Below are 22,248 nucleotides of genomic sequence, written 5' to 3' on the forward strand. Positions count from 1 at the left end.
GTTATTAAATTCCCTCGGTCAGCCCCCTGCGGTCAGCGGGTCAGGCATGGGACGGGTAGTCAATGTAGCCACGCTGATCGCCGCCAAAGAACGTGCTCGGGTCCGGTGTGTTGAGCGTCAGGCCTTCGCGGATTCGCCGAGGCAGATCAGGGTTGGCCAGAAACGGTCGGCCGAACGCGATGATGTCGGCGCGTCCGTCGGCCAGGGCCTGTTCCGCCGACTCGGGGTCGTAGCCGCCGGCGATCATCAGCACGCCATCCCATGCCGCACGCAACTGAGCGATGATCGCGTCCCAGCGTGGGTCGAAATTTTCGTCCTTGACGGTGCCGACCACCGCCGGCTCGACCAGGTGCAGGTAGGCCAGCTTCCAGCGGTTCAGCGAACGCACGATGTAGCCGAATGTGGCCTCCGGCGATTCATCGCCCATGCCCATGAAGCGACCCATGGGCGTCAGGCGCACGCCGACACGGTCGGCACCGACTTCGTCGACCACGGCCGCCACCACTTCCAGTAACAGGCGCGCACGGTTTTCCAGGGTGCCGCCATAACCGTCCGTGCGCTGGTTGCTGTTGCTGTTGATGAACTGGTCCAGCAGATAGCCGTTGCCGGCGTGAATTTCCACGCCATCCATCCCGGCGCTCAGCGCATTGCGGGCGGCGCGGCGGTAGTCGCTGATGATGTCGGCGATTTCCGAAACCTGCAGTGCGCGCGGCACTGGCACGTCGCCCCAGACACCGTTGCCCTCGGCATCGACGATGAAGGTCTTGCCCGGTACAGGCAATGCGCTCGGCGCCACCGGCAGTGCGTTGTCCGGTTGAAAGCTTGGGTGCGATACGCGGCCCACATGCCACAGCTGCATGAAGATCAACCCGTCGGCCTCGTGTACCTGGCGGCTGACTTCGCGCCAGGCTTGCACTTGTTCATCGTTGTAGATGCCAGGCGTCCACGCATAACCCTGGCCCTGACGGGAAATTTGCGTCGCCTCGGTGATGATCAGCGCGGCGCTCGCCCGCTGGCGGTAGTACTCGGCGTTCATGGACGTCGGGATGTCGCCCGGTTGCCCGGCACGGGAGCGAGTCAACGGCGCCATCGCCACCCGATGGGGAAGTGTGTAGGGGCCGAGGGCGATGGGGCGGAACAGTTGTTGTGTCATGGGGGTTCTCCAGTCTTCGAAAAAGGTCGGTGGACGGTGTCGGACATTGGGTCCGGCACCGGATGGCCCTACGTTAAGCGGCTGACCGGTGCTTGATAATCCACACGCGACGCCACGCTGCATTGCGTGAAATGCAACGTGGCGCGGTTCAGGAAGGCTGTTGCGAGCGGGTCAGGGGCAGGTTCAGCCAGCGCCGTCCGGTGGCGTTCGCCACGGCATTGCCGATGGCAGCCGCCATGGGGCCTTGGACGATTTCGGCGGCACCGAGAAACGGTTGCCCCGGCTGGTCGAGCAGGTGAACGTCGACCTTTTTGGGCACTTGCGAGAAGCGCAGAATCGGGTAGCCGCTCCAGTCGTAGCTGCGGATGCCGCCGGCGTCATAGGCGACCTTTTCATACAGCGTCCAGCTGGTGGACTGCACGATCCCGCCCTCGACCTGGTTGCGCAGGCCATCGGGACTGACGATCTGCCCCACGTCCACTGCGGTGACGACGTGGTCAATCTGCACTTCGCCGGTCTGCGGATGCACCCGCAGACGCACGGCGATGGCGCAGTAGCCCATGATGTTTTTGTAGCGCGCGAAGGCGAAGCCAAGGCCTGCGCCGGGTTCACTGCTTTTTTGCGCCCAGCCGACGGCATCGCGAACCTTTTCCACCACCGCCCGTGCCCGAGGATCGGTCAGGTGTGCCAGGCGCAGGGCAACCGGATCGACTGCGGCCTTGGCGGCCAGCTCGTCGATACAGGCTTCGATGGCGAAGACGTTGATGTGCGCCCCCAGCGAGCGCATGGCTGAAGTGCGAAACGGCATCTCGGTGACGAAGTTCATGTCGATCCGCGAGGAGGCCACGGTGTACAGCGGCACCGCGTTGCGATCGCCATCGCCCTCAGGCTGGGCGATCGGCACCGAGGGTGCGGAAGCGAACGGCCGGGCCAGCAGGCGTGCGGGCAGCAAGCGCCCGGCGTTGACGATGCGTTCGTTGTGCGGCGTGGTCCATAGCTCATAGTTCCAGTCCTGCAGCCGACCTTGCGCATCAAGGTTGGCTTGCACCTCGCTGACCATCGCCGAGCTGTAGGGCTCCCAGAGGTTTTCCTGCTCGCGCATCCATTGCACCCGCACCGGCGTGCCCGGTACGCGCATGGCAATCAGCGCCGCGTCGGCTGCTGCATCGTCCGCGCCGTTGTGGCCGTAACAGCCGGAGCCTTCGGTGTGGATGCAGCGCACGCGCTCGGGTGGCAGCCGCAGCATCTCGGCGATTCCGGCGCGCAGCGGATACACGCCCTGAGTGTGGGTCCAGACGGTGAGGGTGCCGTCCTTGAACCAGGCCACGGCGCAGGACGGGCCGATCGAACCATGCATCAGGTATTGCTTGGTCACTCGGGCGCGGTATTGGTTGGCGGTCGCGCCCTGGGGCGTGCCTTCACGGCTGATCGGATAACGACGCGAGGGCAGGCGCTTGAGCAGCGCATGGATGTCGCGCGATTCGGGAATCGCCTGTCCGCCGCTCCAGCGCGCCGAGGCGTATCCATGACGCATGGCTTTGATCGCTTGCCATTCGTCCCGCGCGACCACGGCCAGATAATTGCCGTCGCGAATCACCTGCACCACCCCGGACAGCGTCTTGATCGATTCAATATCGATGGCTTCCAGCGTGCAGCCGGGACGCGGCGGGCGGATGACCCGGGCATGGAGCATGCCCGGCAGGCGAATGTCCTGCACGAACGCGGCGCCGCCGCTGACTTTGCCCGGAATGTCCAGGCGTGGCAGCGAATGGCCGATGAGCTTGAACGACGCCGGCGGCATCGAGGGTGACTCGGACGTTGCATAGCGGTGCAGATCGACCTGCTGCACGGCGTCGGCGTAGGACATGTGTTGCCCGGTCGGGCCGAGAATGCTGCCGTCGCGAGTCGTCAGCAGTGCCGGCGCAACGTTCCAGCTGCGCCCGGCCGATTCCAGCAGCATCTCGCGCACTTGTGCCGCCGCGTTGAACAGCGCGGTGCCGCTGTCGAAAATCGTGTGGCTGCCGGCGGTGTAGCCTTCGTTCGGCGTGAGTGCGGTGTCGGCGGTGAGCAGGTTGATCGCTGAGGGGGCGACCTCCAGCCGTTCAGCGGCAATTTGCAGTAACGCGGTTTTGACCCCGGTGCCCAGTTCGACCTTGCCGGTGTAGACGGTGATGCCGTCGGGGCCGACGCGGATCCAGGCATCGAGCCAGGGGTTGGTGCGCAGGCTGCCGGGCAGGTCCGGCGCCAGCACAACCGTGCCGAGGGTATCGACTTCGGTGTCAGCCAGGGCGCGGCGCGAGACCGGCACCAAAGCAAACGCCACCAGCAGCGCGCCCCCGCGCAGGAACGCGCGGCGACTTTGATCGACCTCATTGATCGTGGTCATTGCGCACCCCCGTTTTGCCGGGCGACCAGGCTGATCGCCTCGATGATGCGCAAGTGCGTGCCGCAGCGGCACAGGTTGCCTGCCATGTGCTCGCGAATGGTCTGCTCGTCGGGATGCGGATTGCTTTCCAGCAGTGCCTGCGCACGCATCAACATGCCGGCGATGCAGTAACCGCATTGAGCGGCCTGTTTGTCGATGAACGCTTGCTGCAGGGAGCCGGGGCGTTCGGCCGTGCCCAGGCTCTCGACCGTCCGCACCTTTTTGCCCTCAAGACCCGCGCAGGGTGTCAGGCAGGAAAACACCGGTTGGTCATCGACGATGACGGTGCAGGCGCCGCATTGGCCCAGGCCACACCCGTACTTGGCGCCGTTCAGGCCCAGGTGATTACGCAGTGCATAGAGCAGCGGCATGTCCGGTTCCAGTTCGAGAGCCCGGGAAGATCCGTTGACGTTGAGGGTGATCTGAGTCATTTCGTCTCCTGACGTAGCGCTTGGAGGGTGGCAGGAAGGTCGGTCCACGGTTGATCGGGGCTGGCCTGATGGCGCAGGTAGACGGCCAGGGCGTCGAGTTGAGCGTTGTCGAGACTGGCGGCGAACGAGGGCATCACCGGACCCGGTTGGCCGGGTTCTGCCGGGATGCCCTCGAGTACGGTTTTCACAAAGTTGCGCGGGCTGGCGGCCTGTAGTGCCGAGGTGCGATCCAGTGCCGGGCGGCCGTCGATTTCACGCATCGGCGCGCCTTGGGCATGGCAGCCGGCGCAGGCACTGGCGAACAGCAGCGCGCCAGAGGATCGATCCGCAGGTTCAGCGCTGGCGCTCGGAATTTCGTTGATCGCGGTTTTCGCCGGCAGACTCAGCAGGTATTCGGCAATCGCCTGAGCATCTTCCACGGGCAAGCGCGCCAGACCGAGACTGACCGGGCGCATCGGGCCCGCCGCCGTGCCGTGTCCGTCGACCACTTCGGCCCGCAGGTAACTCACCAGTTGCTCGCTGCTCCACGGGTTTGCCCGGTGCGCCATGCCCAGCAGTGAAGGCGCGTCCCAGCCATCCACGCTGCCGCCGGCCAGGTTTTCGCCGGATTTCTCGGCGCCGATCAGGTTCAACGGTGAATGACAGCCCGCGCAGTGACCGGGCCCCTCGACCAGGTAACGCCCGCGATTCCACGCCTGCGATTGCTCCGCCAGCGGCGTCAGCGGCTTCCCATGCAGGAACAGCAGGTTCCAGAACGACACCAGAGGCCGGATGTTCATCGGGAAGTTCATGCGGTTCTGTTGTGGCGGCGAGTCCACGGCCGGGCCGCTCATCAGGTACGCATAGGCGTCGGCGATGTCGTCCTGGCTCATGCGACGGTAATGAACGTAGGGGAAGGCCGGGTACAGGAAGTGGCCGTCGCGGGAGATCCCTTCACGCATCGCCCGCTCGAAGGCCGGCAGCGACCATTGGCCGATGCCGGTCTGTGGATCCGGGGTGATGTTGGTGCTGTAGAGGGTGCCGAACGGCGTCACCAGCGGCAGTCCGCCGGCCAGGTATTGGCCGCCAGGCCGCGTATGACACACCGCACAGTCGCCCGCCTCGACGACGCGCGCGCCGCGTTGCAGTTGTGCGGAATCGAAGGTTTGCGGGCGTTCGACCGGCGCAATTGCCGGACGCCACATCAGCGCCAGGGCAGCGATTGCACCGATCGACGCGAGGGCTGCCGCGCTGACCCACAGCGCTCTGGATCTCATGAAATGGCCGTTCATGAGCGGTTGCCCAAGAGGCACGCGGTGGGCGTGAGGGACGGATTCGGCATCTTCGACAACTCCTTGAACGACCGGGGAAGGGCGCCGATGCAAAGCCCTGCGCCAGGTGCCCAAGGGTAGAGAAGGTGCAAACGTCCGAGTATTGCCAGACCGCGCAATAGCACGTTGCGCCAAGTGCAACGCCGAGGGTCGTTGCATTTGGCGCATCACTCAATTGCCTTTGGGATGGATACTCGAAGGCCTGCGCGACCCTTAGCCTTGGCGTCACTTTTCCAAACTCATCGAGGTGTCATCATGCTCACGGGCAATCCGGCAGCGGCGGCCAAGGCCGAACCATCCGCTTCTCTTTCCGGCCTGATGGTCGCGTTCCTGGCATTCTGCTGCGGCGCGGTCGTGGCCAACCTTTATTACGCTCAGCCGATCGTCGAACTGATCGCGCCGCAGATCGGCCTGTCCAGCGCCAATGCCAGTCTGATCGTTTCACTCACGCAGTTCGGTTATGCATTGGGCCTGCTGTTGCTGGTGCCGCTGGCCGACCTGATGGAAAACCGTCGGCTGGTGGTCGGGTTTACCCTCGCGGCGAGCGTGACGCTGTTGTGCGCCGGCCTGACGCAATCGCCGTCGATGTTCCTGGTCCTGTCGTTGCTGATCGGCCTGACTTCGGTGGCGGTGCAGATCCTGGTGCCGTTGGCCGCGCACCTGGCGCCCGAGGCAACCCGTGGGCGGGTGGTGGGCAACATCATGAGCGGCCTGTTGCTGGGCATTCTGCTGTCGCGGCCACTGTCGAGTCTGCTGGTGGAAGTGTTCGGCTGGCGCGGGGTGTTTTTCAGCGCAGCGGCGCTGATGGCTGTCATCGCCCTGATCATGGCGATTGCCTTGCCGCGCCGCGTCCCGAGCCATCAGGCGACGTACGTGGCGCTGATCGGCTCGGTGTTTGCGCTGGCCCGTCGGCACGCGGTTCTGCGTCAGCGTTCGCTGTATCAGGGCTTGCTGTTCGCCAGTTTCAGCCTGTTCTGGACCCTTGCACCGATCGAGCTGATGCGGCACCACGGTTTCAGTCAGGCACAGGTGGCGATATTTGCCCTGGTCGGCGCCGTCGGCGCGATCGCAGCGCCGATTGCCGGGCGCTTGGCGGATGCCGGGCACGGTCGGCGCGGGACGCTCGTGGCACTGTTGCTGGCGCCAGTCTCGTTGCTGATCGCCGCGCTGCCGGGCAGCAGTTATGTCTGGCTGGTGGTTTGCGCGGTGCTGCTGGACTTCGCCGTGCAACTGAACATGGTGCTGGGCCAGCGCGAGGTGTACGCCATCGACCCGCACAGCCGGGCGCGCCTGAATGCCGTGTACATGACCAGCATTTTTGTCGGCGGCGCGCTGGGATCGCTGGTCGCCAGTCCGCTCTACGAGCATTTTGGCTGGAACCTGTCCGCCGTGACCGTGGCGTTGCTGCCGGCACTGGCCCTGGCGCTGTTCCTGAGCCGCAAGGCCGATGCCTGAACCGCAGGCACCGCTGAGTCCGATGAAGCACGGTCCTACAAGACGATTGGCGAACGGTGATGCACAATCATCACCGTTTCCTTTCGATCGGGCTCCACTTATGGACAAGTTGCTGGCACTGAAGATGTTCGTTGAAACCGTACGTTGCGGTGGTTATTCCTCGGCGGCGCGCAAACTCGGCATCTCCACCTCTTCGGTGACACGCCAGGTGGCGGGGCTGGAAAACGAATTGGGCGCCAGCCTGCTCAACCGCACGACACGCAACACCAGCGTGACGGTCGCCGGCCAAACCTATTTCGAGAAAGCGGTGGCCATTCTCGATGCCATCGATGAGGCCGACGCGGTTGTCGCCGACCGTGGCAGCGAGGCGCAAGGACGCCTGCGCATCAGTGTGCCGGTGGAGTTCGGCCGGCAGATCATTGCACCGCAACTGGGGGAATTGCTCGACCGCCATCCGGGGCTTGAAATCAGTGTGTCGTTGAGCGATCAGGTCAGCGATCTGCTGAGCGAGCAGATCGATGTCTCGGTGCGGCTGGGATCGTCGGTGGTCAGTGACGATATCGTCAGCAAGCGCGTGGGCGGATTCCAGCGCTGGATTGTGGCGAGTCCGGATTACCTGAGCGGTCACGCTGTTCCGGCGCATCCACGAGACTTGCTCGAGCATCAATGCCTGCGCTTCGACTACGCTGGTTCGCACCAGCACTGGACGTTCCAGGGCGACGAGGAAACCATCCAGCTCAATGTCCATGGCCGCCTGCAAAGCAACAACGCCGACATCCTGCGCGAAGCGGCGGTGGCGGGGCGCGGGGTGGCCCTGCTGGCCGACTGGCTGGTGCGCGCCGACGTCGAGGCCGGTCGGTTGACGCGGCTGCTGGAGGGTTATGAAGTCAACCCCGGTAATGCGAGCTGCTGCATCAATGCGTTGTACCTGCCCAATCACCGGGGCTCCAGTCGTATCAATGTGTTCATCGACTTTCTGGAAGACATTCTGGCAGCGGAGCCATCGACTCAACGCTAGAGTGCCGTTTATTGCCGCCCGACGCTTTGTGAGTTCTGCATAAAAAAAAGCGCCCGCCAAAAAAACCGTGGCGGGCGCCTGGGAATGCGCAGCGATAGGGAAGTGTGAACCGTCGCGTGATCAGGCCACCGGAATCAACGGGTCGGCCGCGGCCAGTGCGGTTGCACGATCGGCGGCCGGCGGGTAGATCCACACGGTGTTGATCTGGGTCTTGAGGTCCTTGGCCTCTTGTCCGACCAGTTTCAATTGACGGTCCCAGCCCTCGGTGAACACCGCGCCCCAGGCACCGAGGTCAAGGCAGGTCACGTACTTGGGCTGGCGGTAGGTGATCGGCGCGACACCGATCAGGTCAGCGGCCACATTGTTGCCGGCATAACGGCCCAGGCTGATCGCATGCTGGCAGGACATCGCGGCGTAGTTTCCGAGATCATCCGTGGCGGCATAAGCGACGTCGCCGGCGGCGAAGACATCCACGTGCCCCAGCACTTTCAAGTGGCCGTCGACGTGCAGGCGACCTTGCGGATCACGGCTGCCAGGCACCTGTTCGGTGAGCGGGCTGGCGCGGAAGCCAACGGTCCAGATGACGGTGTTGGACTCGATACGTTTGCCGTCGGCCAGGGTCACGCCGCCGGCATCCACCGAGGCGACCGAGGCGTCGACTACCCATTCAATGCCCAGCTCTCGGGACGCTTCCACAATGGACGGGCGAATACCGTCACCCAGCGTCGCGGCGATTTGCGGCGAACGATCCACCACGATGACCCTGATCGGCGCATCGTCACCCAGTGCGGCACGCAGGCGGGCCGGCATTTCGGTGGCGGTTTCGATCCCGGTAAAACCACCACCGGCGACCACCACGGTATTACGCGCAGCGCTCGACGGCTGGTCCTTCAACGACTTGATATGGGCTTCGAGGCGCGCGGCTTCTTCGATCTGATCGACATCGAAGGCGTGTTCGATCATGCCTTTGAGCGGTGGGCGAATCACGCGACTGCCGGCGGCCAACACCAGTCGGTCATAGCTCAGTGTGCCTTGCGTACCGAAGGCATCGCTGTAGGTCACTTGCTTGCCGGCGGTGTCGATGTTGTCGGCGATGCCTTTGACAAATTTCACGCCCACGGCATCGAACAGTTCACCCAGCGGCGCTTTCATGTTGTGGACATCCGGCTCGTAGAAGCGCGGACGGATGCGCAGTTCTGCCTGGGGTGCGAGGACGGTGATCTGCACGTCGTTACGATCATGCTGGTCCAGCAGACGTGCGGCGCTCAGGGCGCTCCAGACTCCACCAAACCCTGCGCCTATCACTAAAATGTGTTGTTTCATCGGATGACTCCTGTGGAAATTCTGGTCGTTGAACGGTTTGTCCGTTCATGCGTGAGCGTCTGCCGCACTGCACGAAGCAGGTGGTTGTGAACAACCGCAGAGCCGGTTCGATTCGCTGGGGAAGATGCTATCGGGGAAGGTGCGGCGAGACACTTCTACATAGGGTCAGTGCCGACATGCTTAGGTATGGGGTGAGGTATACACAGGTATAGAAAGAGGGCCGTCAAACGGCGCGATTGAATGCGCTTTCGATGCAGGTGATGAGTTCGCCGCACGGGAAGGGTTTAGGGAAATAGGCGAGGGGCTCGGGGAATGCGGCGTTGACCCTTGGCGGACGCCCCTGGTAACCCGTGATGAAAATGATCGGGATGCGCACGCCTCGGGCGCACAGCTCATCGTACATCTCGATGCCGGACAGACCGGGCATCTGGATGTCCGAGATGATGCAGCCGGGGCGGGGCGGCGCCTTCATCGCCAGAAAAGCCTCCGCGCTCGGGTACAACTGCACGGTGTAGCCGTGAGAGCGCAACAGGCTGTCCAGCGCCATGCGCACGGACTCATCATCATCGACAACCGATACAACAGCGGTGTGGGACATTGCTTTACCAGGGCTGATCTCGGGTAGCCCGTCGAGGACGCCCGCCATTGCCGCACGATACGCCGCTCGGTCCGGCGGCGGACTTATACGTGTGTATAGCGACCGTATTTAAACGTCTGCGAGCCCGGCGCCATTGCGCTGTGTGGCGTCAGCGCGAGAACCGGCTGCGGTATTCCCGGGGCGAGACCGAGAGGTGACGGTAGAAGGTGTCGCGCATGCGTTCTTCGTCGCCGAACCCGCACAACTGTGCGATCTGGTCGATGTTGCGCTGAGAGTCTTCGAGCATTCGTCGCGCCGCTTCCAGGCGAAACAGCTCGAGTGCCTTGGCCGGCGTGCGGCCGATCTTGCGTTTGTAGACCCGCGCGAAATTGCGCGGGCTCATCTGCGCCTGTCGGGCCAGCGATTCGACGCTCAATTGCGGGTCGCCGAGGTTTTCGCTGATCCACAGGTGCAATTCTTCGAAGCAGCCTCTGTCGTCGATCTGCGCTTGCAGCAACTGGCTGAACTGCGCCTGACCGCCAGGACGTTTGAGAAAAACCACCAGCTCCCGCGCCACCTTCAACGCCACGGCGCGGCCGCAATCGGCCTCGACCAGCGCCAGCGCCATGTCGATCCCGGTGGTGACCCCGGCGGAAGTCCAGACGTTGCCTTGCTGGATGTAGATCGCATCAAGGTCGACGTCGACACTCGGAAAACCACCCTTGAGCATGTCGCACATCCCCCAGTGGGTGGTTGCGCGCAAGCCTTCCAGCAGCCCGGCCTGGGCCAGCAGAAAGGTGCCGCTGCACACCGAGGCGGTGCGTCTGGCCTTGGCCGACGCCGCGCGCAGCCAGTCGACCAACGCAACATTGTCGAGCATGGCCTGACGGATGTTCGGCGCACCGGGCACGATCAGCGTATCGATGGTTGTCTCGTCAAAGGTGCGCAGGGCCAAGGTGTTGACCGACAGCCCTTCGGCGGTGGCGATCAATCCGCCGTCCAGGCTTGCGGTGTGCAACGCGTAGCCAGGCAAGCCGCGTTCGGCCATCGCCTTGGACGCGGCCCAGAACACGGTTTGTGCGCCGGTCAGGTCCAGCAAGCCCATCTGCGGATACGCCAGGAACACCAGCGTGCGCGGTTGCGCGAGCAAGCAGGTGAGAGGGTCGGGTTGGTGAAAAATAGAGTTCATGACTGCTCAGGGACCTGATGATCGCCCGCTTTTCGGCGATCCGGTGCGCCGTAGTTTCGGTGTTTGCGGGCAGGAGCGCGAATATACATTGGTATGGGCCACAGCCACCTCAACAGCGGCGTTACTCGGTCGATGTGGTTCAAGCCCTATACCCGCGTATGGTGTTGGACGTCGTGGTCGCGATGCACACTCGATTTCAAGGCGCGCCATTCAGCGCTTGCGCCAGCAAGGGCATTCGTCCGGGAAATTTTGACTCAGCCAAGAGGAAAGCGACCATGTCAACGTATCTGAATCACTCCAATCAAACCAACGCAACCGATGACCGGCAGGCGTCCGTCACCCGCCAGCCATTCGCTCCGGCGCAGGAGCTGGTGCCATCGCGCTACGCGCTGCAGGTCGGCGACATCGACGTGGTGGTGATCAGCGACGGCGTGCTGCCGCTGCCGACCTCGACCATGTCCACAAATGCCGACCCGCAGGCTCGCGCCGCGTGGTTCAAGGACATGTTCCTGGGGCCGGACGCGTTTGACTGGGCACTCAACGTGCTGGTCGTGCGCAGCGGCGAGCAGATCATTCTGGTCGACGCCGGACTGGGCGGGCAGTTTCCCGGTTTCCCCCGGGCCGGCCAGTTGCCGAAACGCCTGGAAGCGGCGGGCATCGATCTGGCCAGCGTGACTGACATCGTGATCACCCACATGCACATGGACCATGTCGGCGGTCTGCTGGTCGACGAGGTGAAGAGCCGGTTGCGTGCGGACGTGCGCATTCACGTCTCGGCAAAAGAGGTCGAGTTCTGGGAGACGCCGGACTTCACCCAGACCGTCATGCCGGCGCCAGTGCCTGACGTTCTGCGCGCGACGGCCAATCAATTCATCAACGATTACCGCCGCCAGGTGCGCACCTTCGAGGATGAATACGAAGTGGCGCCGGGGGTGGTGGTGAAACTCACCGGCGGGCATACGCCGGGGCACAGCATTGTCTACGTCAACTCGGGCGGCGAACGCCTGACCTTTGCTGGCGACGCCCTGTTTCCGGTGGCCTTCGAGCATCCGGAATGGCACAACGGTTTCGAGCATGATCCTGAAGAGTCGGTGCGTGTTCGCATGCGTCTGATGCGCGAAGCGGCGGCGAGTGGCGAGTGGTTTGTCGCCACCCACCTGCCGTTCCCGTCGGTAGGTCGAGTGGCGGTCGATGGCGATGCGTTCCGCTGGATTGCAGCGTTCTGGGATTACTGATCGGCTGTCGGCGGCCCGGCTGCATTCGGCCGGGCTCGATAAAAATCAGGCCCCGCAAGTGACGAACTTGCGGGGCCTTTTTTTGCTTTGAGGTTTGTCGGTCGGGCAGCGGCGGCTTTGCATCGAGTTGTTCGAGAGGACCGCTCAACGACGGCGCATCAGCGCCTGCTCGATGCAAGCCAGCAGAGCCTCGGTATGGAACGGTTTGGAGAAATAACCTTCCGGCGTCCTTACCCGGGCACTGAACTCGGGGGGCAGGCCCGGTTTGCCCGTGATGAAAATCGTCGGAATATGGATCTTCCTGGCCGCCAGCGCCTCGTACATTTCGACCCCGCACATGCCTGGCATCTGAATGTCCGAGATCAGACACCCGGTCTGCTCTGGCGCGCTCGATTCAAGAAATGCAAAAGCACTGTTGAATGTCTTGACCGTATAACCGCAAGACCGCAACAAACTGTCCATTGAAACCAGAACAAGTTCGTCATCATCGACAACTGAAACAATAGCTGAGTTGAACATGGGAAACCTTGCGTTCTTTGCGGGTGTCTGTCGCGCCCGCCATACTTGCAAGATACGCTTTCAAAAATTGTGGAATAGTATACGTGGGTATGTTTAGTTGGTTTTTTGTTAGTTGCGACAGTTAATCAATGTTCAGCAAATAAATGGTTGTTGATTAACGAAAGAAAGTAACTGTTATGTCGAGTGCAGGCTTCAAAGAGTTGTCGGCTGGCGTAGTCGTTGTTGGCAATTGCGCTGGCGCGACAGTCGCGGAACAAGGCATCGGCGGCCCGTAGTCGGCGCAGGGCACGGTCAATGCCTTTAAGGCAGTCGGCAAAGCATAAAGGTTCGGGAGCCTCGTTGAGGTGGTAGAGCGCGTCGCGCTGGGCATGGCCGCCCAGGTCGGTGATGCCGGTGACGAGAAAGTCGGCGTAACGGGTATTGGCATTCAACAGTCTGCGCAACAGTGTCTGCACCGGCAAAAAGCTGACGGTGCGCAATGTCTGCTGGCTGTGTCTGAGTCGCACCAGAATGCTCAGCGTCGCGCTCAGGGTCTGCGTCAATGCGTCGATGATCTCCACGCGCTCAGCGGTGGACAACGATGTGTGCGTGCCATAGCGGGTGACGCAGGGCGGGTGACTGACCAAATACAGTTTGTGCGGTGCGTTCATGACCACCGTCTCCGGCTAGCGCTCGTGCGCGATTGAATGTTGTGATTGCAGCAGCGGACTCCACTGTTTCTGGTTGTCCGGGCGTCGGTAGTACACCACCATGCGCCGGGCGACCTGCATGGCCAGCTCGCGACCGTGATCGGCCTCGACCAGTGCCAGCGCCAGATCGATCCCGGCGCTGACGCCGGCGGAGGTCCACACCGATGCCTGGTGAACGAAGATGGCCTCGCGATCCAGCTCGACCCTGGGGAACAGCCGCTCGAACATGTCAGCCATCAACCAGTGTGTCGCCACGCGCAGGCCGTCGAGCAGTCCGGCCTGAGCCAGGAAAAAAGCACCGCTGCATACCGACGTCGTACGGTTTGCAGTGGCTGACGTGGCGCGCAACCAATCGACCAGCGGCGCGTTGTCTCGCAACGCCTGGCTGATGAACGCCGAGCCCGGAACGATCAACGTATTGATCGGCTCGTCGCCGAGCTCATCCAGCCGCCGGGTTTGAACCACCAGGCCTTCGCCGGTCTGCACCGGCCCGCCTTGCAGGCTCGCGGTGTGCAAGGCATAACCGGGCAAACCGAGTTGCGCCAGTCCGCACGTCGCCGCCCAGAAAACGGTCTGCGCACCGGTCAGATCCAGCAGGCCCATTTGCGGGTATGCCACGAAAACGACGGTTCGTTCGTGTACCGGGGTTTCGGGTTCTGCGCCGGGGGTTGTACGTTGGATAGACAATGCGGGTCTCCATATCGCCACCGGGCGACATCAGGGGTGGATGGTTGTCATTGATCGTGTTCGAGCGCAGCCAATGGAATCGCAAACACAAACTGCGTGCCGACGCCCTCGGTGCTGTTGACCCAGATGCGGCCGCCGTGGAATTCAATGATCGAACGGCAAATCGAGAGGCCCATTCCCAGGCCGGTGGGCTTGGTGGTGAAGAATGGGTCGAACAGCGAAGGCAGGATGTCCTCGGCAATGCCAACGCCGGAGTCGGCGATTTCAAGCACGGCCTCGTTGTGCAGGATCGAGGTGGTGATCCGCAGCGTCCGGGCGCGGTCAAGTACATTGGCCATGGCCTGGCAGGCGTTGATGATCAGATTGATGATGACTTGCTGCAGCTGTACCCGGTCACCTTTGATTCGTGCCCCGTGAGTGCCCAGTCGGGCGTGCGGGCGCACCTCATGGAAGCTGATGTCATGTTGCATCAGCGTCAGCGAGTCACTGACGATGTCGTCGAACACTTCGACATTGCGTTGCACCTCGCTGTGTCGCGACAACGCCCGAATACAGGCGATGACATCGGAGACCCTGACCGAGTTTTGAATGATCCGGTCCAGCGAACGGCGGGCTTCTTCCAGGTTGGGTTCGGGCCGGTTGATCCAGCGTTTGCAGGATTCACCGCTGGTGATGACCGCTGCCAGCGGCTGATTGATTTCGTGGGCGATGGAGGCCGCCAGTTCGCCCATGGAAGTCAGGCGCGTGACGTGGGCGAGGGTGGCTTGCGAGTGAAACAACGCCTCTTCCGACTGTTTGCTGGCGGTGACGTCCATCAGCGCCCCGGCGTATTGCGTGCGCCCGCGATGTCTGGGCAACGGGCTGGCGATCATCTGCACGTGCTTGATCCGACCATCCGGCATGAGCAGCCGATGCTCGACTTCGACCAGCTCCTGCCGGCGCGCAAACTGCTCCAGCACCTGATCGATAACCGGCAGGTCGTCGGGATGAGTGCGTGACTTGACCAGCGCCAGTGTCGGGGTGACGTCCGGCGAATACTCGAAAATACGCGACGACTCTTGCGACCATGACACGCTGACCTTTTTATCGATGATGAAACCGATACTGCCGGTGTGGGTAAGTTTCTGTGCGCCCAGAAAGAACGCTTCCTTGCGCCGCAGCGTTTCAGTGGCGCGTTTGCTGCGCAACGCGAGCAGGGAAATGGTCGTCAGCGCGATCAGGCACCTGACGAATCCGGCGATGCTGCGGTGATCGCGATAACCTTCATCGACCAGGAAGTCGGCCGTCAGCAGCGTGAGGCAACCCAACGCGACGGCAAGAAATACCGGTACCGGGAAGATGTTCGCTGACATGAATACCAGCGTGATGTAGAACAACGTCGGCGCAACGTCCAGATCGAGGTACGCGTTGGTGATATAGATCATGCTGCCGACCGCTATGGCGCAAAGCCAGGCGAAGGCGTCTGAACATAGAAGTTGTGCGCGACGTTTGATGATAGACATTTATTCTTCCAGATTTTTGCTATCGGACGGCAGGGCGTGTTCTTTCGATGAAGCAGGCAAACGCTATGAAAGGCGTATTAATGAAGAGGTTAAAAAGTCTGAAGTTGTTTTTCAGGCATGACGGTTGTTGGCGACTGTCTGTCATTCACCAATCGTTGTATTGAGTAATGGTTATTTGAATAAAGATCTTATTCGAAGACTTCTACGCTGGCACTGCTGCATTGGGTCATTTGCAGTATGACTGCGTATGAACCGGCTATACCCAAGTGTTAGTTGTTCGGAACTTGAGTGTTGATTGTGCCGGCCAGCCACGGCGGCTTGAGCCATACCGTATCGTTTCATTCGGTCACCGATGTGCAGGCAGCGCCGCGATGACCTCGGCCATGCGCACCAGGTCGGCAAACGAGCGCGCGCCCATCTTGCGCATGGCCTGGCCCCGGTGGATCTTCACAGTGATTTCACTGAGGCCGATTTCCCCGGCGATCTGCTTGTTCATCAAGCCTGAGGCCGCCAGCGCCATGACCGTCTGCTCCCGGGGTGTCAACGTCCCATGACGGGCGCGCAGCTCATCGGCATGCCGCCCTGACTCGCGACGCTGCTTGTCCCGCGAGTGTGCGGCGCAGACGGCATCGATCAGGTCCTGCTCGCGAAACGGTTTGGTCAGGAAGTCCACCGCGCCGGCTTTCATCGCGCGCACGGTCATGGCGATATCGCCGTGTCCGGTGATGAACACGATTGGCACATTGATTCCGGCGGTGGCCAGTTCATTCTGGAAATCCAGCCCGCTGCTGCCTTGCAGACGCACGTCGAGTACCAGGCAACTCAGCGTGTCCGGACGTTGATACGTCGTGAACTCGGCGACCGATCCGAATAGCTCCACCCGCAGACCAATGGAGCGCAACAGGCTGCCGAGGGATTCGCGCAACGCGGCATCGTCGTCGACGATGAATACCACCGGCTCGCTGGGGTTGTTGCTGATGGGATTGTTGTTCATTGCTCTTTTCCCAAAAGGTTGTGACGTTGTGGCGAATCCCTTGGCCGGGCGGCCGGTGTTTGCTCGTGCGGGTTGATGCCCGACCAGAGACACGGTCCCGCTGGCGATAGCGCCGTGCGACACGTGGCGCAGGTGTGGGCGTGAGTAGATAGACGGTTAAGCATCGTAGTGGCGCAGCACGCCGTCAGCTAGGACAAAAAACCCGAAAAAACGGCCATTGCACCGGTCTTTCCGCGGCCCGATGCAGCTATCGGTTTCAAACCGTTCATACACAAGTATCAAAACACTCACCTAACGCATGATCTCGCTGTCCCCAAGTACCACAGACGTCCGGCAGGCGGGCCCTTAACCTTTATCAGCTCTCCGTCGATTTCAATGGCCGCGTGCCGGGTGGTGAACTTCATGAACAGAAATGAACTCCGTCGTGTCGACATCCATCTGCTGGTGGTCTTCGAGACGCTGATGCATGAGCGCAACGTCAGCCGGGTCGGCGAGAAGCTGTTTCTCGGTCAACCGACCATCAGTGCCGCGCTGGGGCGTTTGCGTGTGCTTTTTGACGATCCGTTGTTCGTTCGTGCGGGGAGGGTGATGGAGCCGACAAGGCGGGCCGAGGAAATTTTCGCCAACCTGACGCCGGCGCTGGATGGCGTTGTCGCGGCGTTGAGCCGTTGCCAGCCCTTCGACCCAGCTACCAGCGAGGTGACCTTTCAGGTCGGCCTGTCCGACGATGTCGAATACGCGTTGCTCCCGCGACTGCTGCGCCAGCTTCGTAGCGAGGCGCCGAATATTGCCTTGGTGGTGCTGCGCGTCGATCAGCAGCAGATGTCGCAGCGGCTGTTCAATGGCGAGATTTCTCTGGGCATCAGCCCTACGCTCGATCTGCCGGCCAACGCTCGACGCAAGAGTCTGCGGTCGATCCGGCCGATGCTTTTGCGCTCGGACACCCGTCCGGGGCTGCTGGCGCTTGATGAATTCTGCGAGCGACCGCACGCCATCGTGTCATCCATGGGCAAAGCCAAAGACGACACCGACCACGCGCTGGACCTGCTCGGACGTCGGCGCAAAGTGGTGCTGGCAGTGCCGCAGTTCAGTGCCTTGCCAAGGTTGTTGGCGCAGAGCGACATGCTGGTCATCGTTCCGGATTACGTGGCCAGGGCCATGGCCTCGGTGAATGGCATCAGGGCCGAGCCGGCCCCTCTGTTGCTGCCATCGCGGGAGCTTTCCATGGTCTGGCGTGCCGCTGCGCACAACGATTGCGCTCAGCGTTGGCTGCGTTCGCGCTGCCAGGCGTTTTTCGGTACGCCGATTGAATTGCAGGTAGTGCCAAAATTACGCCCGGCGTTGCCCGTCGATCAGACGTTGATGATGGCCCGGTAGATAACTGCAACGGCTGTGTGATTCGCCCAATAAAAAAGCTCCGACTCGATCGGAGCTTTTCTTTTCAGGGGGCTGTACGTGGCTTGTCGTGAGGGCGCGGCCCTGGAACCTCATGCATTGATAAACGCCAGAAGGTCCGCGTTGATGGTGTCGCCGTTTGTGGTGCACATGCCATGGGGCTGGCCGGGGTAGGTTTTCAGCGTACCGTGCTTGAGCAATTTGATTGAGAGGTGAGCCGAATTGGTGATCGGCACGATCTGGTCATCTTCACCGTGCAGCACCAGGGTCGGCACATCGATGTTTTTCAGGTCATCGGTGAAGTCGGTTTCGGAGAACGCGCTGATGCAGTCGTACTGCGCCTTGATCCCGCCGTTCATGCCCTGACGCCACCAGTTTTCGACGATCGCCTCAGACACTTTCGCGCCAGGGCGATTGAAGCCGTAAAACGGGCCGCTCGGGAAGTCTCGATAAAACTGGCTGCGATTCTGCGCGAGTGCCTTGCGCAACCCGTCAAACACCTCCATCGGCAGGCCTCCGGGATTTTTTGCGGTGCGCAGCATGATGGGCGCTACAGCGCCGATCAGCACGGCCTTGGCCACCCGGCCGCGACCATGCCGAGCCACGTAGCGCGCCACTTCACCGCCGCCGGTGGAGTGGCCGATGTGCACGGCGTTGCGGATGTTCAGGTGCGCCATCAACTCGGCAACGTCGGCGGCGTAGGTGTCCATTGCGTTGCCCATGGCCGTTTGCGAGGAGCGACCATGGCCACGTCGATCATGGGCGATGACGCGAAAGCCCTTGTTGAGGAAGAACAGCATTTGCGTGTCCCAGTCATCACTCGAAAGGGGCCAGCCGTGGTGGAAAACGATCGGCTGGCCGTGGCCCCAGTCCTTGTAGAAAATCTGCGTGCCATCCCTGACGGTGAGCATTCCCGAGCCACTGCCGTTGCCGGCGCTTTTGCTGCCCGCTGACGCGGATGCCGGTGTCTGCTGCGTCGCCAGCGCCGGTAATGCCACCGCCAGGGTAGCGGCCATGGCGCCCGTCGTGATCAAGCCACGACGGGTGGTTCCGTTTTTCTCGTCAGTCATTTTGAACACCCATTGAATTAAAGAAGTTGCACAGGCGGCGCAAGGCTGCAGCCCTGGCCGAAGGCAATCTTTGGGCAAAGGACAACCACTGACCACCAGACATGGGTTTTTGAAATTAACGCTTTGGTATGTAGGGCGTGGCGGGAGGAGTGCTGCGGGGTTGGCGCGTCCCTGCGCCTGGACAACTCAGAAGGTGTACTTGGCCGTCAGCATCATGTTGCGCGGCGTGCCATAGCTGTCGCCGCCGTAGCTGACGGAGTTGGCGATGGTGGAGTAGTACTTGCGGTCGAAGATGTTGTTGGCGTTGAGTTGCAGATCGAGGTTTTCATTGACCCGGTAGCCGGCCATCAGGTCGGTCACGGCGTACGCGCCTTGCTTGAGGCGGTAGTTGCCGCCATCAAGAAGTTCGATGTCGTTGTACATGCGGCTCTGCCAGGAGATGTTGCCGCCCACGCGCAGTTTTTCCAGCGGGCCCTGGAAGTTGTAGCGGGTGGTGAGTTTGAACAGGTGTTCCGGGGTGTCGGTGTCGAACTGCTTGTTGACGTTCTGCGGGTTCGCCTCGTCTTTGATGGTGTGCGTGCGGGCGTAGGTGTAGCCGCCGCCGATCTGCCAGTTGTCGGTGAGCGCGCCTTGCAGTTCGAAGTCGATACCCTGGCTGCGGATCTCGCCGGAGGCTTCATAGCAGGACGACTGCGGGCAGTTCGGGACGAACACTTGCACCGCGCGGTTTTCCTGATCGACGCGGAACACGGCGAGGCTGGCGTTCAGCGCGCCGCCCAGGTATTCGCCCTTGATGCCGACCTCGTAGTTCTTGCCCACGATCGGCTTGACCGGGTTACCGGAGGTGCCCTTGTTGCTCTGCGGGGTGAAGATGTCGCTGTAGCTGGCGTACACCGAATGATGGTCGTCCAGCTCGTAGATCAGGCCGGCATAGCGGGTGACGTTGCGGGTGACTTTGTAATCGCCGTCGCCATCGCGGTTGTCGTAGTCGTACCAGTCCAGGCGTCCGCCGAGGATCAGCTTCAGCGGGTCGGCCAGGCTCAGGCGAGTCGTCAGGTACACGCCGTCCTGAGTGGTGACTTCACGCGTGTTGTTGGTGTGAACGAAGTCCGGTTTGCCGGCGTTGATCGGCCAGTTTGTGTCATAGGGCGAGTAGTTGTGAGTGGTCAGGTCGTAGATGCGTTTGCTGGCGCCGACCACCAGTTCATGGCTACGTCCGAAGGCTTCGAACGGGCCGCTGAAGAAAGCGTCCAGACCGGCCTGATTTTCATCGGCCTTGGACTGGTAAACCGTGCGGGCCAGGGTGTCGTTGACCCAGCGCGACTGGTACGAGCCGGAGAACAGCGCGTTCTGTTCGGAATAGTTGGCGTTGACCTGCAGCTTCCAGTCGTTGGCCAGTTGCTGACGGATCTCGGCGAAGACCGTGTTGATCTCCTGATCCTTATCCTCCCAGGAGGTGCCGGGGTTATACGAGCGCGGCAGGTCGAGGTGATGGCCGTCGAGACCGATCATTGATGAACCCCAGAAGTAGTTGGTCCTGTCCTTCTGGTGCGAGAAGCCGAGGGTCAGAGTGGTGTCTTCGCTCAGATCGGTTTCGGTGACGGCGTAGAACAGGTTGTGTTGTTCGTCCACGTCATCGATGAAGCTGTTGGCGTCGTGGTAGGACGTGACCACCCGGCCGCGCAGGGTGCCGCTGTCGTTGAGCGGGCTGGAAGCATCGAGCTCGCCGCGATAGTTGTCCCAGGTCCCGGCGGCGCCGGTCAGGGTGACGCGCTGCTCGGCCAATGGCCGTTTGCGCACCAGGTTGATCGCCGCCGAAGGGTTGCCGGCACCGGTGACCAGACCGGTCGCACCCCGAACAACCTCGACCCGATCGAACATCGCCAGATTCGGCTGGGATCCGACGTTCACGCCGTCGTAGCCGCTTGGAATGCCGTCGTACATCAGGTTGTCGATGTTGAAGCCCCGGGCTTTGTAGGCCTGTCGGCCTGGGCCGCTGGAGTAGTCGAGGAACAGCCCTGGCGTGGCGTTGACCACGTCGTTGATGCTGGTCATCGCCTGATCGTCCATGCGCTGGCGGGTGATGACGGTGACGGCTTGCGGTGTTTCGCGCAGGGTCAACGGCAGTTTGGTGGCGGTGGCCATGGTGCCGGTGGTGTAGGACTCGGAGCCTTCGGTGGTGCTGCCCAGCTGTGTCGATGTGATGGCGGTCGCGCCGAGCTCGAGGGTGGCGGGCGGGGCGGTGTCCTGCGCCTCGCGGGTTTCATCGGCCAGCGCCGGGGCCATGACGGCCATGCAGATGGCCATGGACAGGAGGTTGCGTGACGGGTTGAAACGATGCGGCGAGGTAGGGCGCGACATGAAGGCTTCCTGATTTTTAAATAGCAAACAAAGAGCTGTTGAGAATCATTGCTAATAATTGTGTCAGGGTTTTTTACAGCAACAAAGCGCTTCGTGAAAAAAATGTGAAATTGCGCTGGAGGAGAGGGAGGGGACAAACGTGATCAAGGAACCGCTTAAGCGCGGCACTTGCAGCGCAGGAGCCGGTTACACCGTTGGTCAGCTTGCCATGCAAACCAACAGGTTGGTGTCTACTTTTGTGGCCGGGTCAGCCAAATGACAGGAGACATTCTGAAGTCATTAAGCGCTTTCGAGCTGACCCCGTGACGTTGATTTCAGGATGGATCTTGAATGAGGCGCGGAGCATCGCCCAGGCTATGCGTAACGGAGAACCCGCGCCTTTTGAGCTCGTTAAGGAGAACGCAGATGGCAATCAGCCGAGTCACCGAAACAACCGATAAAACCGCACTCGTCAAAGCCGAGGTGTACCGCTGGTACAACCTCTTTTTCCCGTGGTCGCGCGGTGTGGCTTCCCAGTCGGAAGACGCGATCAAGCCTTTGTACGATGCCCTGGCGAATGATTTTCGAGTGGTGCTCACGGACGGTCAGATCATGGACCGGGAAAACTACTGGGAACGCCTTTGGGGTCTGCACGGCCAGCGTGCCGGCAGCCCCGAATCGCACATCATCAATCTCTCGATCACGCCGCTTCCCGGTGACTTCTTCCTGACGGTTTTCGACCTGGTCAAGAACGGGATCACCAAGAAGAAAGTCGACTCGGCGCTCATGCGCCTCGACCCGGATTCGCCATCGGGAATCTCGTGGATTTACGTCCACGAAAGCGAGCACGAGACATCGTTCGCGTAAATCATTCAATGACCGTTCGCTCCTCTGGTTGTTTGAACCGGAGGAACGGCATCGCTCAACTCTGTAAAA

At 61.8% G+C, this 22,248-nt stretch carries 19 protein-coding genes; 5 read left to right on the top strand and 14 right to left on the bottom strand.

From position 1 onward, the window contains the following. Positions 1-40: 40 nt before the first annotated feature. The 4 genes from K3819_RS13595 to K3819_RS13610 form a co-directional block, all read right to left on the bottom strand. Positions 41-1,153, bottom strand: coding sequence for an alkene reductase (locus tag K3819_RS13595; RefSeq protein ID WP_221399543.1), 1,113 nt, complete (start codon positions 1,151-1,153; stop codon positions 41-43). Positions 1,154-1,301: 148 nt separating this feature from the next. Continuing rightward, positions 1,302-3,539: a molybdopterin cofactor-binding domain-containing protein gene (locus tag K3819_RS13600; protein ID WP_221399544.1), complete on the bottom strand. Its 2,238-nt coding sequence runs from the start codon at positions 3,537-3,539 to the stop codon at positions 1,302-1,304. After that, positions 3,536-4,009, bottom strand: a complete 474-nt coding sequence (locus K3819_RS13605) for a (2Fe-2S)-binding protein (protein WP_221399545.1) — start codon at positions 4,007-4,009, stop codon at positions 3,536-3,538. The genes K3819_RS13600 and K3819_RS13605 overlap by 4 nt, the downstream gene beginning before the upstream one ends. Continuing rightward, a complete protein-coding gene (locus K3819_RS13610) occupies positions 4,006-5,265 on the bottom strand; it encodes a cytochrome c (RefSeq protein WP_221399546.1) in 1,260 nt (419 codons plus the stop codon). The genes K3819_RS13605 and K3819_RS13610 overlap by 4 nt, the downstream gene beginning before the upstream one ends. 309 nt (positions 5,266-5,574) lie before the next feature. Between K3819_RS13610 and K3819_RS13615 the strand changes: the two genes are divergently transcribed. Together K3819_RS13615 and K3819_RS13620 are read left to right on the top strand one after the other, a co-directional pair. Continuing rightward, positions 5,575-6,774 (top strand): MFS transporter, encoded by a 1,200-nt coding sequence (locus K3819_RS13615; RefSeq protein WP_221399547.1) that lies wholly within the window; start codon positions 5,575-5,577, stop codon positions 6,772-6,774. A gap of 100 nt (positions 6,775-6,874) precedes the next feature. Beyond that, positions 6,875-7,792, top strand: a complete 918-nt coding sequence (locus K3819_RS13620) for a LysR family transcriptional regulator (protein WP_221399548.1) — start codon at positions 6,875-6,877, stop codon at positions 7,790-7,792. A 120-nt stretch (positions 7,793-7,912) separates the two neighbouring features. Here K3819_RS13620 and K3819_RS13625 read toward each other — a convergent pair whose 3' ends face one another. The 3 genes from K3819_RS13625 to K3819_RS13635 all read right to left on the bottom strand — a co-directional run bounded on the left by K3819_RS13625 (position 7,913) and on the right by K3819_RS13635 (position 10,881). Then, positions 7,913-9,115, bottom strand: coding sequence for an NAD(P)/FAD-dependent oxidoreductase (locus K3819_RS13625; protein ID WP_221399549.1), 1,203 nt, complete (start codon positions 9,113-9,115; stop codon positions 7,913-7,915). 223 nt (positions 9,116-9,338) lie between these two features. Continuing rightward, positions 9,339-9,713: a response regulator transcription factor gene (locus K3819_RS13630; protein WP_178076464.1), complete on the bottom strand. Its 375-nt coding sequence runs from the start codon at positions 9,711-9,713 to the stop codon at positions 9,339-9,341. A 148-nt stretch (positions 9,714-9,861) separates the two neighbouring features. Next, on the bottom strand, positions 9,862-10,881 hold the full coding sequence (locus K3819_RS13635; protein ID WP_011333875.1) for a GlxA family transcriptional regulator: 1,020 nt from the start codon (positions 10,879-10,881) through the stop codon (positions 9,862-9,864). 275 nt (positions 10,882-11,156) lie between these two features. Between K3819_RS13635 and K3819_RS13640 the strand changes: the two genes are divergently transcribed. Further along, on the top strand, positions 11,157-12,116 hold the full coding sequence (locus K3819_RS13640) for an MBL fold metallo-hydrolase (RefSeq protein ID WP_011333876.1): 960 nt from the start codon (positions 11,157-11,159) through the stop codon (positions 12,114-12,116). A 144-nt stretch (positions 12,117-12,260) separates the two neighbouring features. Here the strand turns inward: K3819_RS13640 and K3819_RS13645 are convergent, their stop codons facing one another. From K3819_RS13645 to K3819_RS13665, 5 genes are all read right to left on the bottom strand, one after another. Continuing rightward, a complete protein-coding gene (locus K3819_RS13645) occupies positions 12,261-12,635 on the bottom strand; it encodes a response regulator (RefSeq protein ID WP_221399550.1) in 375 nt (124 codons plus the stop codon). 125 nt (positions 12,636-12,760) lie between these two features. Beyond that, entirely contained in the window at positions 12,761-13,285 is a 525-nt protein-coding gene (locus K3819_RS13650; protein WP_221399551.1) for a hypothetical protein, read from the bottom strand. A 15-nt stretch (positions 13,286-13,300) separates the two neighbouring features. Continuing rightward, complete coding sequence (locus tag K3819_RS13655) at positions 13,301-13,942, bottom strand: AraC family transcriptional regulator (protein WP_311736340.1); 642 nt, start codon at positions 13,940-13,942, stop codon at positions 13,301-13,303. A gap of 116 nt (positions 13,943-14,058) precedes the next feature. Then, a complete protein-coding gene (locus K3819_RS13660; protein WP_011333880.1) occupies positions 14,059-15,513 on the bottom strand; it encodes a sensor histidine kinase in 1,455 nt (484 codons plus the stop codon). A 346-nt stretch (positions 15,514-15,859) separates the two neighbouring features. Further along, positions 15,860-16,507, bottom strand: a complete 648-nt coding sequence (locus tag K3819_RS13665) for a response regulator transcription factor (protein WP_221399553.1) — start codon at positions 16,505-16,507, stop codon at positions 15,860-15,862. Between the two features lie 402 nt (positions 16,508-16,909). Here K3819_RS13665 and K3819_RS13670 point away from each other — a divergent pair, with 402 nt between their 5' ends. Then, complete coding sequence (locus K3819_RS13670) at positions 16,910-17,884, top strand: LysR family transcriptional regulator (RefSeq protein WP_221399554.1); 975 nt, start codon at positions 16,910-16,912, stop codon at positions 17,882-17,884. Between the two features lie 110 nt (positions 17,885-17,994). Here the strand turns inward: K3819_RS13670 and K3819_RS13675 are convergent, their stop codons facing one another. Both K3819_RS13675 and K3819_RS13680 read right to left on the bottom strand, forming a co-directional pair. Further along, positions 17,995-18,813, bottom strand: a complete 819-nt coding sequence (locus tag K3819_RS13675; protein WP_221399695.1) for an alpha/beta fold hydrolase — start codon at positions 18,811-18,813, stop codon at positions 17,995-17,997. 345 nt (positions 18,814-19,158) lie between these two features. Beyond that, positions 19,159-21,333 (bottom strand): TonB-dependent siderophore receptor, encoded by a 2,175-nt coding sequence (locus K3819_RS13680; protein WP_221399555.1) that lies wholly within the window; start codon positions 21,331-21,333, stop codon positions 19,159-19,161. A 405-nt stretch (positions 21,334-21,738) separates the two neighbouring features. Here K3819_RS13680 and K3819_RS13685 point away from each other — a divergent pair, with 405 nt between their 5' ends. Then, positions 21,739-22,179, top strand: a complete 441-nt coding sequence (locus K3819_RS13685; protein ID WP_103386860.1) for a hypothetical protein — start codon at positions 21,739-21,741, stop codon at positions 22,177-22,179. Positions 22,180-22,248: the final 69 nt, after the last annotated feature.

Source organism: Pseudomonas sp. 3-2, from assembly GCF_019710535.1.
In the GTDB taxonomy this organism is placed as follows: domain Bacteria; phylum Pseudomonadota; class Gammaproteobacteria; order Pseudomonadales; family Pseudomonadaceae; genus Aquipseudomonas; species Aquipseudomonas pharyngis.